At 31.4% G+C, this 17,729-nt stretch carries 18 protein-coding genes and 1 pseudogene; 18 read left to right on the top strand and 1 reads right to left on the bottom strand.

Annotation, left to right across the window (positions count from 1 at the left end):
• Window positions 1–90: 90 nt before the first annotated feature.
• Together CLOPA_RS10120 and CLOPA_RS10125 are read left to right on the top strand one after the other, a co-directional pair.
• Window positions 91–1,071 (top strand): NAD(P)/FAD-dependent oxidoreductase, encoded by a 981-nt coding sequence (locus CLOPA_RS10120; protein WP_015615330.1) that lies wholly within the window; start codon window positions 91–93, stop codon window positions 1,069–1,071.
• A 128-nt stretch (window positions 1,072–1,199) separates the two neighbouring features.
• Entirely contained in the window at window positions 1,200–1,571 is a 372-nt protein-coding gene (locus CLOPA_RS10125; protein WP_015615331.1) for a DUF1667 domain-containing protein, read from the top strand.
• Window positions 1,572–1,986: 415 nt separating this feature from the next.
• Here CLOPA_RS10125 and CLOPA_RS10130 read toward each other — a convergent pair whose 3' ends face one another.
• Entirely contained in the window at window positions 1,987–2,466 is a 480-nt protein-coding gene (locus tag CLOPA_RS10130) for an S-ribosylhomocysteine lyase (RefSeq protein WP_015615332.1), read from the bottom strand.
• A 266-nt stretch (window positions 2,467–2,732) separates the two neighbouring features.
• Here CLOPA_RS10130 and CLOPA_RS10135 point away from each other — a divergent pair, with 266 nt between their 5' ends.
• The 16 genes and pseudogenes from CLOPA_RS10135 to minD all read left to right on the top strand — a co-directional run bounded on the left by CLOPA_RS10135 (window position 2,733) and on the right by minD (window position 17,714).
• Window positions 2,733–3,410, top strand: a complete 678-nt coding sequence (locus CLOPA_RS10135; RefSeq protein WP_015615333.1) for a hypothetical protein — start codon at window positions 2,733–2,735, stop codon at window positions 3,408–3,410.
• A 192-nt stretch (window positions 3,411–3,602) separates the two neighbouring features.
• The gene (locus tag CLOPA_RS10140; protein ID WP_015615334.1) at window positions 3,603–3,950 is read left to right on the top strand and encodes a hypothetical protein; all 348 of its coding nucleotides are present in this window, start codon (window positions 3,603–3,605) and stop codon (window positions 3,948–3,950) included.
• Window positions 3,951–4,141: 191 nt separating this feature from the next.
• Window positions 4,142–4,660: a GNAT family N-acetyltransferase gene (locus CLOPA_RS10145; RefSeq protein WP_015615335.1), complete on the top strand. Its 519-nt coding sequence runs from the start codon at window positions 4,142–4,144 to the stop codon at window positions 4,658–4,660.
• Between the two features lie 84 nt (window positions 4,661–4,744).
• Complete coding sequence (locus CLOPA_RS10150) at window positions 4,745–5,428, top strand: SPOR domain-containing protein (protein ID WP_015615336.1); 684 nt, start codon at window positions 4,745–4,747, stop codon at window positions 5,426–5,428.
• 413 nt (window positions 5,429–5,841) lie between these two features.
• Window positions 5,842–6,423 carry a Maf-like protein gene (locus tag CLOPA_RS10155; RefSeq protein WP_015615337.1) on the top strand — a complete coding sequence of 194 codons (582 nt, stop codon included), beginning with the start codon at window positions 5,842–5,844 and terminating at the stop codon, window positions 6,421–6,423.
• A gap of 14 nt (window positions 6,424–6,437) precedes the next feature.
• On the top strand, window positions 6,438–7,124 hold the full coding sequence (gene radC / locus CLOPA_RS10160; protein ID WP_015615338.1) for a RadC family protein: 687 nt from the start codon (window positions 6,438–6,440) through the stop codon (window positions 7,122–7,124).
• A gap of 22 nt (window positions 7,125–7,146) precedes the next feature.
• Window positions 7,147–8,160, top strand: coding sequence for a rod shape-determining protein (locus CLOPA_RS10165; RefSeq protein ID WP_015615339.1), 1,014 nt, complete (start codon window positions 7,147–7,149; stop codon window positions 8,158–8,160).
• 2 nt (window positions 8,161–8,162) lie between these two features.
• Window positions 8,163–9,008: a rod shape-determining protein MreC gene (mreC, locus tag CLOPA_RS10170; protein ID WP_015615340.1), complete on the top strand. Its 846-nt coding sequence runs from the start codon at window positions 8,163–8,165 to the stop codon at window positions 9,006–9,008.
• Between the two features lie 10 nt (window positions 9,009–9,018).
• Window positions 9,019–9,510, top strand: a complete 492-nt coding sequence (mreD, locus tag CLOPA_RS10175; RefSeq protein ID WP_015615341.1) for a rod shape-determining protein MreD — start codon at window positions 9,019–9,021, stop codon at window positions 9,508–9,510.
• A gap of 13 nt (window positions 9,511–9,523) precedes the next feature.
• Window positions 9,524–12,274, top strand: coding sequence for a peptidoglycan D,D-transpeptidase FtsI family protein (locus CLOPA_RS10180; protein WP_015615342.1), 2,751 nt, complete (start codon window positions 9,524–9,526; stop codon window positions 12,272–12,274).
• A 245-nt stretch (window positions 12,275–12,519) separates the two neighbouring features.
• Complete coding sequence (locus CLOPA_RS10185; protein ID WP_015615344.1) at window positions 12,520–15,273, top strand: penicillin-binding transpeptidase domain-containing protein; 2,754 nt, start codon at window positions 12,520–12,522, stop codon at window positions 15,271–15,273.
• Window positions 15,274–15,557: 284 nt separating this feature from the next.
• Complete coding sequence (locus CLOPA_RS26080) at window positions 15,558–15,800, top strand: hypothetical protein (protein WP_041710860.1); 243 nt, start codon at window positions 15,558–15,560, stop codon at window positions 15,798–15,800.
• A 2-nt stretch (window positions 15,801–15,802) separates the two neighbouring features.
• A pseudogene (locus CLOPA_RS26085) lies at window positions 15,803–15,883 on the top strand (hypothetical protein); the annotation flags it as partial.
• Entirely contained in the window at window positions 15,884–16,030 is a 147-nt protein-coding gene (locus tag CLOPA_RS26090) for a hypothetical protein (protein ID WP_242834291.1), read from the top strand. It begins immediately after the preceding pseudogene.
• Window positions 16,031–16,263: 233 nt separating this feature from the next.
• Window positions 16,264–16,896, top strand: coding sequence for a septum site-determining protein MinC (gene minC / locus CLOPA_RS10195; RefSeq protein WP_015615345.1), 633 nt, complete (start codon window positions 16,264–16,266; stop codon window positions 16,894–16,896).
• 14 nt (window positions 16,897–16,910) lie between these two features.
• Window positions 16,911–17,714, top strand: coding sequence for a septum site-determining protein MinD (minD, locus tag CLOPA_RS10200; protein ID WP_015615346.1), 804 nt, complete (start codon window positions 16,911–16,913; stop codon window positions 17,712–17,714).
• Window positions 17,715–17,729: the final 15 nt, after the last annotated feature.

The raw sequence follows: 17,729 nt of genomic DNA on the forward strand, positions 1-17,729 counted from the left end.
GGCATATTCAAATAGATAACTAGTTTGACTCACTATTTATTTTTATATGTCTTATAGATGGAATTTAAAGATTAAGGGAGCGGGTATATCTTGAAGAATTATGATATTGTAATTATAGGTGGTGGCCCTGCGGGACTTGCCTCAGCTGTGGAAGCTAAAAATAATGGAATTGATAGCGTGCTTATTATTGAAAGAGAACAGGAATTAGGTGGAGTACTTAGGCAATGTGTACACAGCGGATTTGGTATCCATATATTTAAAGAGGAGCTTACAGGTCCTGAATATGCAGAAGTATTTATCAATAAGGTCAATGAACTAGGAATAGAGTACAAGCTAGATACTATGGTACTAAGTATTGACAAGGAAAAGAATATAACTGCCAGCAGTGAAAAAGACGGTTTTATAAAAATTAAAGCCAAAGCAATAATTTTAGCCACAGGCTGCATGGAAAGAGTTAGAGATTCTATAGGAATTTTTGGAAAGCGACCTTCGGGTGTATTTACGGCAGGAACAGCTCAAAAACTTATTAATATAGATGGTTATATGGTTGGTAAAAAGGTAATTATTTTGGGAGCTGGAGATATAGGACTTATAATGGCTCGCAGAATGAAGTTGGAAGGCGCGGAGGTTATTGGTGTAATTGAAAAATCTGATTCGCCAGGTGGTTCTTACAGAAATGTTATTCAGTGCCTTTCTGATTTTAACATTCCACTTTTATTAAAGCATACTATTACAGATATATATGGCAGAGAAAGAGTGGAAGCAGTTAATGTATGTGAAGTAGATGAAAAAGGTATTTCAATACCAGAAACAGAGAAAAAATATGAATGTGACACAGTGCTTCTGTCTGCAGGTTTGATACCGGAAACAGAGCTTGCAAAGAATGTTGGTATTGAAATTGGAACAAAAGGTGGAATAAAAATAAATGATTTAAAGGAAACCAGTGAAAAAGGAATTTTTGCCTGTGGAAATGTAGTACAAGTACATGATTTGGTGGATAATGTAACTAAAGAGGCGGAAAAAGCAGGAATAAATGCTGCTATCTATGTGAGGTCTAATTTTAGCAGTTAGTTTTTGTACTTAATCTAATATAAGAATATTTATATTTAAGCTCATTTCCATTAGAATTTTTAGATTCAGTTGGCCATATAGAAATGATGTAATTTAAGATTTTAAATCTATTTTATGGGGGTAGAATAATGATAGATAAATTAATTTGTACAGTTTGCCCGACGGCTTGTAAAATAAGTATTACAGAAAATAAAGAGGGTAACTATCAGGTTGCTGGTAATAGATGTGAAAAAGGTAAAAATTATGCTATTCAAGAAATTGAAAATCCAGTTAGAATATTTACTACTACTATAAATATAAAGGGAGGAAATATAAAAAGACTTCCCGTTAGAAGTAAAGAACCTGTTTCAAAAAGTATTGTCACAGATCTTGTTAAACCGGTTAAGGAGATTGAAATAAATGCACCGGTTAAAAAGGGTGATATAATCATTGAAAATATTTTGGGCTTAGGTATAGATATTGTGGCATCAAGAAGTGTTAATATTGACGATAATTATTAGGTTGATTTACAACGTATTTGTGAGAAAGGGCGAACTAACTATAAAGATTGAAAAAACTAATAAATGATGATTTTACTCATTAACAAGTGAAAGCTTTTCACCTAGCTTACGCGGTGAAAAAGTGAAAGATTGCCGCTGGGGCGTCAAGGTGAAAGGTTTAATCTTGGCTTCGCTTCGATTAAAAGTGAAAGAATTCACTGCTACTTTTGGCGAAGCCAAATCTTTCACTTTCAATCAGCGAAGCGACGTTGAATCTTTCACCTTTCACGAAGTGAAATCTTTAACTTTTTGTGGCCGTAAAATCCCATGTATTTGGGGATTTTACGGCCACAAAAGCTTTCACTGGTTAATGAACAGAAACTTTCAAGTTAGTTCGCAACTTTCTTAAATTAGTATTTAAAGATATAAACATATTTTATTGAGGATAATTTAAAGTTTCATCAGTAATTTTTAAAAGTACTTCATTAAGATATTTTTTTACTACATATTTAGCCATAGGGAGATTCATATCAAGATAATTCCCACAATCTCTAGCAGCAGCACCTGGGATTTCTCCTTCATAATCTGCCACGAATTTAAATAAATTAATTAATAGATCTACTATATCTTTTGATTCATAATCTCCAGCAAGTATTAAATAGAAACCTGTTCTACACCCCATTGGTCCAAAATAAATAGTCTTTGCTGAAATATCTTTGTCATTTCTTAAATAAGTAGCAGCTAAGTGCTCTATTGCGTGAATCTCAGCAGTATTTAGTACTGGTTCAAGATTAGGTGTTGTAAATCTTAGATCAAAAGTAGTAATAATATTTTCACCAATAGTATCTTTTCTTGAAACATATACTCCTGGTTTTAATTTTAAATGATTAACTGTAAAACTTGCTATTTTTTCCATTTTATATTTTCCCCCTCATAACTTGAGATATAATTTTGTTTATTTAAATAAATCATAGTTATTTTACTATTGAAATGCTGATAATATTATATCAAAAAAATAGTTACCTTACAATTTTACCTTATGATAATAATGTAATATAAGTGTATTTATTATATACCAATAAACATACAGGTACAATAGGTATAAAGAATTATAAATTGAAAACTGAAAATGTGGATGTTAAAATAATATTACTTAATAGTAAATTAGGAGGGCAGAGTTAGATGTTAAATAAGAAGAAATTAGCAGGTCTTGGAATGATTATAATAATTATTATACTAGGACTTATTGTATTAATAAGTCCTGTAAGATCAATAGCATGGAACAATAGCGACATTAGTTCAAATACTAAAGATAATTTTTTCAAATCACTGGATACAATACAATTTGATAGACAGGATAATAATTTACATATTGGTTTTTTATTAACTGAAAAAGATTTAAATAATCTTTTATATGGAGCTATAAAAGATAAAATAAAGGTTAATGCAATGGAAACGGATATAAATGCAGATAGTATAAGTATATATATCAATTCTTATCTATTTAATAAAATCTCAACACAATACATGTTAGAATTTATACCATTTACAAGTGGAGATAAGTTAGTATTAAATTTAAAAAGTGCTAAGATAGGGCGTATTTCCATACCTAAAAATTTAGTGTTGAATAGATTAAAAAAGAGTAATTCAAATTATATGACAATTAATAATACTAATAATTCCATTAATATTGATGGAAAAATTCTTGAACCCTTTAAAATCAGCGACTTTAAGTTGGAAGGTGATAAGCTAAGATTTAATTTAACTTACTCAATAAAATCACTACAAGATATAAAAAATTTATTTTCATATGAAATACCAGATAATATTAAAGCTTATGCTGAAAATTTATTTAAATAAAATCGAAGAGGAGTTTCATATATTAAAAATATAGAAAATATTACCATTGGATAATAATTTAACAGTATTTATTTTACGCCTCATGCATATATATTGAATAAGATTTACTTTAGTAAGAAACGCTCAGTAGAATATAAGTAAGTTTTATATCAATGTTATAATTAATAATTATATTATTAGGAGGCTTGATAAATGAACAAAAACTATTATAATAGTGATTTTTTTGCTAGACCTTATGAATATGAATGTCCTTATGATACTCCTTATGAAAATTTTCGTGAAATTCCAGCTTTTTCTTTAATAAATAATGGAAAAAATTTTTTCCCTATAATGGAAAGAAATTTTCTATTTAACGATGATTATAGTTTTGGCAGCATGTACGGCGCTAACGTAAATTATAATTATAATCCAAATATAGATTGGAATATGTCCTATGAAGAGGATTTGCTACTTCAGAACATGAGAGGTTTTCGGTCTAAAAATTTTGGACCAGCAATTGTGGCCATGCCAGCTATAATAGATTTTGATGAAGAAGATTGATAGAGAGTTCTGTAGCAATACCTGTATATATCCGTAATTTATTATTTATTTTCAGATACCTAAAGATCCCCTTTAACTAAGAAGTTTATTGAGTTAATAAAAGGGGTTTTTAGGTTATATATTTTTACAGTGTAAAAGGAAATTATGATTTTGTGTAGAATTAAAATAATAGAAAGAAAAGAGGTGGAGGTATGTTTGATGTAAATATAAAATATGGGGATTTTAGTATTTCAAGTGTAGAAAGAGAAGATGTTAAACATATACAACTGTGGTATAATAACCAAAAATCTTTTCTATACAATAGTAATGATTATTTAGGAACCAATGAATTTTACGAAAGATTTTTAGAATATTACATGAGTGAATGTGAAATTTTTTTAAAGATAATAAAAAGAAATAATATAATTGGAATTTTTAGAGGAAGAATTGAATTTAAAAATAAAAATATAGTATGGGCATCCTGCTTTGCTATGGAATCAGCTTCATTAGATAATAATGAAGGAAATATTATATTAGATAAAATATTAAAGTATTTCTTACATAATTTTGGTATAGAAGACTTTCTAATAGGTGTTTCAGTAAAGGATAAAAAAATATTGAATGTATTGAAAAATAGTGGTTTTCAAATGGTAAGAATAAGTAATGATTTTTTTATGAACGAGAGTAATAATGGAAATGCAGTCATATTAAAAAAGAAAATATATAACTAGTGATCAATATATCTTAAATTCCTAGTATAAATTTTACTATATTAAAATATATTTTATAGTAGTAAAATTTAGGGGGATGAGAAGATGAGATATACTAGATATGATATAAAAAGAAAAAAAAAAGGTAACAAGTTTTACATTGTAGCCGTATTTATAGTATTAATTTGTGCAATACTAATTGGTACTCTTATATCAAATATATTCTTAAAGAACAATAGCAGTGTAGTGGGAAGTTCACAAAGTAAAGCAGTCTTTAATCAGAATAATTCAGTAGATTTTGTATTTTTACAATGTGGTACATTTACAAAGAAAGAAAATGCACAGGATTTAATGAATAAGCTTGGTAAAATTGGAAATCCTTTTGAGGTTGAGGATAATGGAAATATAAGAGTTATGTTTGGTTTTTACGATAATAAAAAGGATTATGATGCTGCTGTAAAACTTTTAGGGGATAATAAATTTGAGGCACAGGATATAAATTATAGTCTAAGTAAAAATGATGTCTGTGATTCACAAATAATAAGTATTTTAAATGCAAGTTTACAAGTTATAAACAAAACCTATGATAAAGATGTTAAAGAAGTTCAAACTGCTGCGCTAAAGGATTGGACCAAAAAACTTGATAAAGTAGATGGAAATTATAAAAATAAAATAGTTCTAGAAGAAATGAAACAACATATAGATAAGCTTCCTGCAAGTTTTTCAAAGGATAATGCAAATGCGGACAAAGTATTTTTGTATTCGCAGTTTAAAAAATTGTCTAAATAGCTAAAAGTCTGCGAAAAAGCAGACTTTTTAATTGAAAACAAACTAAAAAATTTTTATTAATAACTTATATAAATACTTGTTTAAAGGTATATTAAATGATAAACTATATTAGACACAGAAAGGTTCAATTTAATGGGGGATATGGCAATATAACTGGTAAAGACTCAAAATATTTCATATTTCTTATTTTGCTGATAGAAATAGGCGTGAGCATTGTAATTATATAGGCCGTACAAGGTTTTAGATTGCTAGTTCTTAAAGGGTGTGTCTATTATATGTACAATTAAACCTATCTTCTTGTTATTAAGCTTTTAAGTCTAACATTGAGCAGCAAACTTTAATGTCAATATTATTATCCTGATGGGAGTAATATTAGTAATAATGATATATAAAAAATATTAGGAAGTGAAAGTATGAATTTGATTTTAGCTTCGTCCTCTGAAAGGAGAATAGAGCTTTTAAAGAGAATTACTGAAAATTTTAAAGTTATTCCAAGTAATTTCGATGAAAAGAAAATTGAGTTTAAAGGTGATGTTCCTAAATACGTTATGACTTTGGCAGAAAGCAAAGCAAAGGAAGTTAAAAATACAATAGCTGAGAGAAAAGATGCTTTTATTATAGGTTGTGATACAGTTGTTGCATTTGAAAATCTTATTTTGGGGAAACCTAAAGATGAAAATGATGCATTTGGAATATTAAAGAGGTTAAGTGGCAATATTCATAATGTGTATACTGGTGTTGCAATACTGGATTTAAATTCTGGTAAGACGAAAACAGATTATATGTGCACAGAGGTGAAGTTTTCTGCTTTGACTGATGAAATGATTAAGAAATATGTATGTTCTGGAGAATGTTTAGATAAAGCAGGTGCCTATGGCATACAAGGTAACGCTGCAGTTTTTGTAGAATCTATAACTGGATGCTTTTACAATGTAGTTGGATTACCACTTAATAAATTGAGTAAAATGTTTGGGGAGATGGGAATAAGTCTATAAAGGAAGGTACAGTATTGGCTAATTCTCTTAAAATTATGGATTTACCCGAAAATGAAAGACCGAGAGAAAGACTTTTTAGATATGGTGCTGAGGTTTTGTCTAACAGTGAGCTTTTAGCTATTATATTGAGAAGTGGTACAGTTAAGGAAAATATTCTAAGTTTATCAAACAGGTTATTAAAGCTTAATGGTGGGCTCGACGGATTGTTGAACTTAAATGTAGAAGAACTTTTACAAATTGATGGAATAGGTATGGCTAAAGCAGTACAAATAATTGCGTTAGGTGAGCTTACAAGAAGGTTTGGTACATATAGATCTGGAGATACCTATAGCATTTCAAAGCCTAAGGATGCTGCTGATTTGGTGATGCGGGAAATGAGAAGTCTAAACAAAGAGGTACTTAAGGTTATTTTATTGAATACAAAGAATGTAGTTATCAGAATAGTAGATGTATCTGTTGGAAGTTTGAATTCTTCTATAGTACATCCAAGAGAAGTGTTTCATAGTGCTATTTTAGCTCATAGCGCTTCCATTATAATATGTCATAATCATCCGTCAGGTGATCCAACACCTAGTGCTGAGGATATTAATATCACTCATAGGTTAAAAGAATGTGGTAAAATAATAGGTATTGACCTTTTAGATCATGTTATTATTGGTGATAGAATTTATGTAAGTTTAAAGGAAAAAGGAATTTTGTAAGTTTGAAAGGAGAAAAATTTAAATGGGATTTTTTGGTATATCTAGAGACATGGGTATAGACTTAGGAACAGCAAATACTTTAGTTTATGTTAAGGGAAAGGGAATCGTTTTGAGAGAACCTTCCGTTGTTGCTATAAATACAAATACAAAAACTGTACTTGCCGTTGGTAATGAGGCAAAACAAATGATAGGAAGAACTCCGGGAAATATAGTTGCTATAAGACCATTAAAGGATGGAGTTATAGCTGATTTTGATGTTACAGAAAGTATGCTTAAAAGATTTATTGCAAAAGTAACTTCAAAGGGAAGTTTTGCAAGCCCTAGAATAATAGTTTGTTTCCCATCAGGAGTCACAGAGGTAGAAAAAAGAGCTATTGATGAAGCTACTAAACGAGCTGGAGCTAGAGATGTACAGCTTATGGAGGAGCCAATGGCTGCTGCTATCGGTGCAGGTTTACCTGTGGAAGAGCCTAAGGGAAGTATGGTTGTAGATATCGGCGGTGGTACAACAGAGGTTGCAGTAGTATCTCTTGGAGGTATAGTTACTAGTAAATCTCTGAGAGTTGCTGGAGATGAGCTGGATGAATCAATTATAAGCTATATTAAAAAGGTATATAATTTAATGATCGGTGAAAGAACGGCAGAAAATATTAAGGTACAATTGGGATCGGCTTACAAGGTTTCAGATGTAGAAGAAACTATGGAAATAAAAGGACGAGATCTAGTTACAGGTCTTCCAAAGAATATAGAGATAACTGAAGCAGAGGTAAGAGAAGCTTTAAAAGAGCCTGTATCAGCTATAATAGATTCTATTAAACTTACCCTTGAAAAAACCCCACCAGAACTTGCAGCAGATATTATGGATATAGGTATAATGCTAACAGGAGGAGGAGCACTCCTTAGAGGATTAGATTCTTTAATTAATAACGAAACCCATATGCCTGTACATATAGCAGAGGCACCACTTGATTGTGTAGCATTGGGAGCAGGTAAAGCTCTTGAGCACTTTGATAAGATAAGTAAAAGTAGAGGCTAAAGATGAAATTTGTGAAAAATAGACTGGCAGTAACAATTATTGTTCTGTCAGTTAGCTTTTTGGTGCTAATAGGCTTTAGTGTAAAAAGACAAAATGCTTCCTTAGTGGAAAATGGTGTGGGGGTTACGTTAAATTCAGTACAGGGTGTTATTTATAAAGGAATGAGTAATGTAAAAGATTGGCTAGGGTTTATAACCCATTTTTCTCAGATAAAACAGGAAAATGAGCAGCTAAAGAAACAGAATACAGATATGCAAAAAAAGGTATCCGCATATGATTCTCTGCAAGCAGAAAATCAAAGATTAAGTAGTGATTTAAATTTTATACATCAAAATCAAGGATATAATTATATTACCTGTAATGTTACGAGTAACGGTGCAAATGGTCTATTAGATATTTATATAATAGACAAAGGTAAAAATGATGGAGTTAAGAATGGATTAGTAGTGGCTACTCCTGATGGAATTGTAGGTAAGGTAATAAGTACAGGAGACAATTGGAGCCAGGTTGGAGCTTTGAATAATCCAAATGTTCAAATAGCAGGTAAGATTCAAAGTACTGGTGTTATGGATGGTATTGTAGATGGATATATAGATGCTAGTAAAAATAAATTAGCTAAGCTGGACAACATGAATCAAGATACAGATGTAAAGGTAGGAGATACTATAGTAACTTCTGGTGTTGGTAACTTTTATCCTAAAGATATGCCAATAGGAAAAGTTACCAGTGTAGCTGTTGATAACACTAAAATTATTAAATATGCTATATTAAAACCATTTGTGGATTTTAATAAATTACAAGAGGTATTCATTGTTGTACCAAAGAATACCAGTCAAATACAGTACTAGGGTGATATAAATGAAAAAGGTTTTAATTTTAATAATTTTGATTTTTGGACTTACAATTGTAGATAATGCCATTATGCCTTTCGCTGCTGTTTATGGATATTATCCTAGTTTACTGCTTATCTTTGCTCTAAGCTACAGCATTATAAATGATAGATGGTCGGCAATGGTGATTGGCATAATTACTGGGGCATTACAAGATATATTTTTTCTTAACACTTTTGGAATTAATACTTTGCTTAATATGCTTTTATGTGTACTCGCAGGAGAAATAGGCAGGAACTTGTTTAAGGAGAAGAAGTTAATGCCTGTTTGTGCTATATTTGCATTAACTCTATTAAAGGGAATATTGATTTGGGTAATACTATATATGCTTCATATACAAATGAATGTATATAATGCAATATTCGTTGCAGTATATAGCTTCTTTATAGCAATATTTATGTATAAATGTATATTTAATTTATGTAAAAAAGATTATATGATACGCAATTGGAAATTTTAAGAGTGGTGATTTTATGATAAAAAATAGAAAAAAAAGAAAAATATTAAGCAGATATACTGTTTTGGTTATAATCATGGTAATTGCATTTTCGGCTATAGGAGCACAATTGTTTAATTTGCAGATAACAAATGGCGCATACTATATTGTACAATCAGACACTAAAGCTCGTAAACTCATACCGCAGGAAGGTCCAAGAGGAACAATTACAGATAAAAATGGAATAAAGCTTGCTGACAATGTTCAGAGTTATGAGGTCACTTTTACTGATACTACTGATAGTGAAAATCAGTTTTTCCCTACCATGTCACAGGTTTTTAAAATATTAGATGATAATGGTGAAAGTCAGGATGACAGCTTTCCGCTAAAGGTTAATCCCTACAGATTTGAATTCAATACCAGTGATCCTAAATCTATACAGACCTTGCAAATTAGATTTTTAAAGGATAGAGGTTTTCAGGATCCAATACTTAAAAGTAAGTTTAAAGGTAAAAAGGAAACAGATTTAACAGCTTCGGAAACAAGTGATCTTAACAATGAACTCCTTAAGATTACGCCTGAACAGGTTTTTAATCAGCTTTTAAAAAATTATAATATAGTAAGTGGTGTTTCAAAAGTCAATAGCAAATACACTGTGAATGATTTAAGGAGATATTTAATAGTAAAAGATGCAATAAAGATGAATAGTTTTTCTGGATATAAGCCTGTGCCTATTGCAAGTAATATCAAAAAGAGCACAGCTCTTATATTTTGGCAAAAGTTATCGGACTTATCTGGAATAAATGCAGATATTCAGCCAATGAGAAGCTATCCTTATGGAGCTCTTGCTTCTTCAGTTCTTGGATATATAAGTAAGATAAGTGCTACAGACCAAAATAAATATGCTGCCAAAGGCTATGATGTCAGCAGTGATTATGTTGGTGCTTCAGGGATTGAAGCAGCCTTTGAAAATAATCTAAGAGGTACTAATGGAGGAGACGTAGTTCAGACAGATAAGCAGGGAAGGATTATTAGTAAATTATCCACTAAACCTACAAATCCAGGACAAAATGTACAGCTTACTTTAGATGCAAATGTACAATATGCTACAGAGCAGGCGCTTCAAAATGAAATGACATATTTACAGAAACAAGGAACAGTTGGTGGAGATCAAAATACAACCAATGCTACAAGAGGAGCAGCAGTAGTCATTGATGTGCACACTGGGGCAATATTGGCACTTGCCAGTCTTCCGGGCTTTGATCCAAATATTTTTGCCAATCCAAATGGAGTAAATCAAAGTGCAATAAGCCAATATTTTAATCCTAATTATGAACAGATGGCACAGGCTAAAGGTATGCCTCAAAGTCTAATTGATTTCATGTTCCCTGTGGATACTAGTATTAAGGGTAATACGACCATAAGAAATGATAAATATGATTATTTTCCAAAGCCTTTATATAATTATGCTACTATGTCCTTGTTGCCGCCAGGTTCGACCTTTAAACCTTTAGCCGCAGTTGCAGGACTTCAATCAGGGGTTATAAATGCAAACACATTGGTAAACGATCCAGGATATTTTACTGGAGATGGTGGAAATAAAATTCAATTTCTTTCTGATGGTCCGCATGGTCTTGTTAATGTAGTTAGAGCACTAACTGTATCAAGTAACCCATATTTTATGACTGTTGGTAGGGACTTAAAAAACCAGAAGGGTGCGGATGCCTTAGCACAATATGCATGGCAATTTGGCTTGGGGGCTAATCCTAATGGAGGAAATGCTAGTACAGGAATTGAAATACCGGAAAATTTTGGACAGGTATATAATACAATATCTCAGAGAAATATTAATTCCACACAGTTCCTTTTAAATATAGAACAATATCTAAGCACTGGTACGGATTATTCTGGTGATAAACTACCACAGGTAGATTTATATGACAGAGGCAATGACAGTAAAAAGGTTTCAGATATTAAAACGCAGATAAAGAATTCCATAAAAAATACTATTAAAAATGTAGATGAGAGTAATAAATTTACTCAAAATAATAAACCTTATATCACTTCTTTTACTAATTTATTTAAACAGTTGTCTCAGGAAACTGGTAAGAACTTAAGTGATGCTAATATAAATGATATTGTAAATAAGGTAGTAATTCAGCAGATGGGAATGGCAATTGAAGATTTGACACCCAAATATAATTATCATATTTACAATGCTTCCATAGGTCAAGGTATAGATAATTTTACACCATTACAGATGGCAAATTATGTAGCTACTCTTGCCAATGGAGGAACTAGATATAAGGTTCATTTAGTGGATAAGATAACAGATGCTAATGCAAAAGTGGTAAGTCAAACTAAGCCAGAGATATTGAATAAAGTTGACATGAGTCCTGAAACTAGAAGCTTGGTTATGCTAGGTATGAGTCAGGTTACAGGTGGAGCAGGAGCAGATGGTACAGCAGCAGCAGCTCTTGGTGGTTTTAACAGTTACATTCAAACTGCAGGTAAAACTGGTACGGCTCAAGTAGATACTACTATACAGGCAAAAACAGGTAGATCAGACTATGGTTGGTTTGTAGGCTATGCACCAGCTAATAATCCACAAATAGCTGTTTCAGTAGTTATATTTGATGGTGGCTATGGTAGTGAAGCTGCCAAAGTAGCTAAAGGAATCTATGAAGGTTATTTTAAGGATCAGCTTACTAAAATGAATTATCCATTTGATATAAATACTACTTTACCTGTAACAGCAGGTGAAAACAATACCTCATCAAATAAATAAAAAATATATAAGTTTAAAGACATCATAAAATCCAGGTTTAAACTACATGGATTTTATGATGCTTTTTTGTTATGAAATCTATTTAAATTTTGAGAATAAATGTTTTTATTATTTAAAAACACTAAACATGAGAGAAGGATTTTTAATAGATTACGTTGAAATATAATAAAAGTTTAAATATTTTTAGATTTATGTAAAAAAGAGTACATATATTTAATTGGAAATTTTACGAGAGTGGGGATGTTATGATAAAGGATAAAAAAAAGAAAAAAATATTTGATAGGTATACTGTTTTAATTGTAATTATGATAATTGCCTTTTCCGCTATTGGAACACAGCTATTTAACTTACAAGTGAATATGGGAACGTATTACAGTGAAACGGCTAATACTAAGTCTCATAAGCTCATACCACAGGAAGGTCCTAGAGGAACAATTACAGATAAGAATGGTATAAATCTTGCAACCAACATCCAGAGCTATGAGGTTACTTTTATGGATACTGATGACAGTGAAAAGCAATTTTTTTCTACCATGTCAAAGATATTTAAAATATTAGATGATAATGGTGAACATCAAGATGATAGTTTTGCATTAAAAGTTAATCCATTCAGATTTGAATTTAATGCCAGTGATCCTAAGAGCATACAGACTTTGCAGCTTAGATTTCTAAAGGATAGAGGTTTTCAGGATTCTATATTAAAAACAGAATTTAAGGGCAAAAAGGAAACTGATTTAACACCAGCAGAAACAAGCAAGCTTGACAGTGAACTTCTTAAATTGACTCCAGAACAAGTATTTAATACGCTTATAGATGATAAGCATTACGGAATAGTTTCAGGAGTTTCAAAGCTTGACAGTAAATATACAGTAGATGAATTAAGAAGATATTTACTGGTAAAAGATGCCATAAAGATGAATAGTTTTTCTGGGTATAAACCAGTACCTATTGCCAGTAATATTAAAAAAAATACAGCACTAATATTATGGCAAAAGCTATCCGATTTATCTGGAATAAATGTGGACATTCAGCCTATGAGGAGTTATCCTTATGGAACTCTTGCTTCTTCAGTTTTGGGATATATAAATAAGATAAGCTCTACAGATCAGGAGAAGTATGCTGAAAAAGGTTATGATGTCAGCAGTGATTATGTAGGTGCTTCTGGAATTGAAGCGGTTCTTGAGGATAGATTGAAGGGCTCCAATGGGGGAGACATAGTTCAAATTGATAAACAGGGAAGAATTACTAATAAGTTGGCCAGCAGAGAGGCTTCTCCAGGAGAAAATGTACAGCTTACTTTAGATGCAAATGTACAATATGCTACAGAACAGGCATTACAAAATGAAATGACATATTTACAGAATAAGGGACAGATTCAAGATCAGAGAACAAAGAATGCTACAAGAGGAGCGGCAGTAGTTATTGATGTTCATACAGGAGCGGTTTTGGCACTGGCCAGTCTGCCTAGCTTTAATCCTAATGATTTTTCAAATCCCAGTGGACTAACTGATGATGAGATAAAAAAATATTTTAGTCCTGATTATGAGCAACTGGCAAAGGCACAGGGAATGCCGCAGGATTTAATTGATTATATGTTTCCTATAGATAGTAGTATTAAAAATAATACTACTATAAGAACAGATAGATTTGATTATTTTCCTAAATATCTATATAATTATGCTACTATGTCACTGTTGCCACCAGGTTCTACCTTTAAACCTTTGACTGGAGTTGCAGGATTGCAAACGGGAGTTATAGATGCAAACAAAACAGTTAATGATCAAGGATATTTTGTAGGTGACGGTGGAAATGTTATTGAATTTAGATCTGATGGACCTAATGGTTATGTTAACATAGTTAAAGCATTAGAAAAATCAAGTAACCCATATTTTATGACTGTGGGAAAGGATCTTAAAAATCAGAAAGGTGAAGATGTTCTAGCAAAATATGCATGGCAATTTGGATTAGGAGCTGATCCAAATGGGGGGAATGCAAGTAGTGGAATTGAAATACCTGAAAATTTTGGTCAGGTGTATAATACAATATCTCAAAGAAACATTAATTCTACACAGTTTCTTTTAAATATAGAACAGTATTTGAATACTGGTACAGATTATTACAACGATAAATTACCACAGGTAGATTTATATGACAGAGGTAATGACAGTAAAAAGGTTTCAGATATTAAAACACAGATAAAGAATTCCATAAAAAATACTATTAAAAATGTAGATGAGAGTAGAAAGTTTACTCAAAATAATAAACCTTATATTACTTCTCTTACTAATTTATTTAAACAGTTATCTCAGGAAACTGGTAAGAACTTAAGTGACGCTAATATAAATGATATTGTAAATAAGGTAGTAATTCAGCAAATGGGAATGGCAATTGAAGATTTGACACCTAAATATAATTATCATATTTATAATGCTTCCATAGGTCAGGGTATAGATAATTTTACTCCAGTACAGATGGCAAATTATATAGCCACTCTTGCCAATGGAGGAACTAGATATAAGGTTCATTTAGTGGATAAGATAAAAGATGCTGATGGAAAAGTGGTAAGTGAAACCAAGCCGGAGGTGTTGAATAAAGTTGACATGCGTCCTGAAACCAGAAGCTTGATTATGCAGGGTATGAGTCAGGTTACAGGTGGAGCAGGAGGAGATGGTACTGCATCAGCAGCTCTTGGTGGTTTTAACAATTACATTCCGACGGCAGGTAAAACTGGTACAGCGCAGGTAGATACTACTGTACAGGCAAAAACAGGCAGGTCAGACTATGGGTGGTTTGTAGGCTATGCACCGGCTAATGACCCACAAATAGCTATTTCTGTAGTTATATTTGATGGTGGCTATGGTAGTGAAGCTGCCAAAGTAGCTAAAGGAATCTATGAAGGCTATTTTAAAGATCAGCTTACTAAAATGAATTATCCATTTGATATAAATACTACTTTACCTGCAACAACAGGTGCAAGTAATACTTCATCAAATAAATAAAAAATATATAAGTTTAGAGGCATCATAAAATTCAGGTTTAAACCTCAATTTTATGATGTTTTTTTATTACAAAATCCATTTAAATTTTTAGAATAAATATTTCGATTATTAAAAAAATTTAAACATAAGAGAAGGATTTTTAATGAATTACATTGAAATATAATATAAAGTTCAAATATTTGTAGATTTATGTAAAAAAGATTGCAAAATGTTTAGATAATGCTTTAGCAAAATATGCATGGCAGTTTGGGCTGGGTGCCGATCCTAAAAATCGAAATCCAATTATGGGCATAGAAATACCTGAAAATTTTGGAACAGTTTATAATATTGCATCCCAAAGAAATGTAAATGCAACACAATTTCTTCTAAATCTAGAAACTGATTTATCTAATGGAAATATTACTGACGCTAATGGAGCTGTAACTAAAAAAATTCAGCCCATTGACGTATATGATAGATTAGAGTATAGTAAAAAATTTCTGATATTAAAACTGCTGGTAAAACTGGTACTGCCCAAGGTGATGTAAAAATACAAAATACAATAGGCAGATCAGATTATGCTTGGTTTATAGGTTATGCTCCAGCAGATAACCCGCAAATAGCTGTAGCAGTGGTCATATTTGATGGGGGCTATGGCAGCCAGGCAGCAAATGTGGCAAGAGGGATTTATGAAGGGTATTTTAGAGATCAGCTTACTAAGGCTAATTATCCATTTGATGTGACAACAGATGTGACAAAAAGACCAGCAGATAAATAAAAAAGATATATATTTTATCTAAAATAACCATAAAACTCAATTTTAAATTACACGGGTTTTATGGTGTTTTTTTATTGTAAAAATTTATTTATGTATATAAGTTTGAGATTGGACATTTAATTAATAAGATTTCCTATAATTATTTTAAAAAATTAATTATAAAAGAAGGATTTTTAACAAATTGTGTTGAAATGTATAAAGGAAGCTTAAAAACCTTTGGAGGTTTAGTATTTATGGATGAAGACAAAATTGTGCTAAAAGGAAATAAAGATGGCCTAAATGTACTAATTGATATGAATGCATTTAAAGATTTCAGTGATATGCTGGAAAAATTAGAACAAAAGCTTTCAAGAGGTAAAAGATTTTATAAGGGCTGTACATTGAAAATTACTACACAACTTAAGTTTATAAGTGAAAGAGAGCTTAGAAAATTAAAGGATATTCTCTTCGAAGAATTTCTTATAAAGGATTGTATATTTCAGGACATTGAAGAAAATGAAAGTAGAATTTTTACGGGAGTTTATGAAGGAAGAACTAAATTTTTCAGAAAAACCGTAAGAAGTGGTCAGGTAATAAATTATACTGGAAATATAGTTATAATAGGTGATGTGAATCCTGGGTCTGAAATTTTTGCAGCAGGAAATATTATTGTGCTTGGAAGTCTTAAAGGAGATGTACATGCCGGTGTAAACGGTAATGACAAGTCAATTATAGCTGCTTTTAGGTTAGAACCTAAGGTTTTGCAAATAGCTAATATAATGACAAGGGCGCCAGAAAACGATGAAGAGCCCGATTATCCTGAGGTAGCAAAAATAAAAGGAAACACTATAATTGTAGAACCTTATTCACCTAATAAATTCATATAATGGAGGTAAATTAAATGGGAGAAGCTATTGTAATAACATCTGGAAAAGGTGGAGTTGGAAAAACTACTACTACAGCAAATATTGGTACGGCGCTTGCAGCTATGGGAAAGAAAGTAGTAATGGTGGATGGTGATACGGGCCTTAGAAATTTGGATGTATTAATGGGACTTGAAAATAGAATAGTCTTTACACTTTTAGATGTAGTTGAGGAAAATTGCAGATTAAAGCAGGCACTTATAAGAGATAAAAGGTATGATAATCTGTTTCTGCTTCCAACGGCCCAAACTAGGGATAAAAATGATGTAAATCCAGAACAAATGCTTAATTTAGTAAATGAACTTAAAAATGAATATGATTATATTTTAATTGATTGTCCAGCAGGAATTGAACAGGGATTTGAAAATGCAGTTATAGGCGCTGACAGGGCAATTGTGGTGGTAAACCCTGAGGTCACTTCTGTAAGAGATGCTGACAGAGTAATTGGAAAATTAGATGCCAGAGGATTAGAAGATCATAAGCTTATAGTTAACAGAATAGACATTGAAATGGTTAAGCGAGGTGATATGCTGGGTATTAATGACATAATAGATAATTTGGCAATAAAGCTTATTGGGGTTGTACCTAATGATAGGGATATAACAGTTTCTACTAATAGAGGGGAGCCTATAGTTTTAAATAACAATTCCAAGGCTGGGCATGCTTTTTTAGATATTGCAAAAAGGATAACAGGAGAAGAGGTTCCTTTTATTTCTTTGGAAGAAGATGAAACATCTAATGGCATTATGGCAGCTATAAAAAAATTATTTAAATTTAAGTAGTTAGGAGATAGGGGT

The sequence above is a fragment of the Clostridium pasteurianum BC1 genome (genome assembly GCF_000389635.1).
GTDB classification, from domain to species: Bacteria; Bacillota; Clostridia; order Clostridiales; family Clostridiaceae; genus Clostridium_I; species Clostridium_I pasteurianum_A.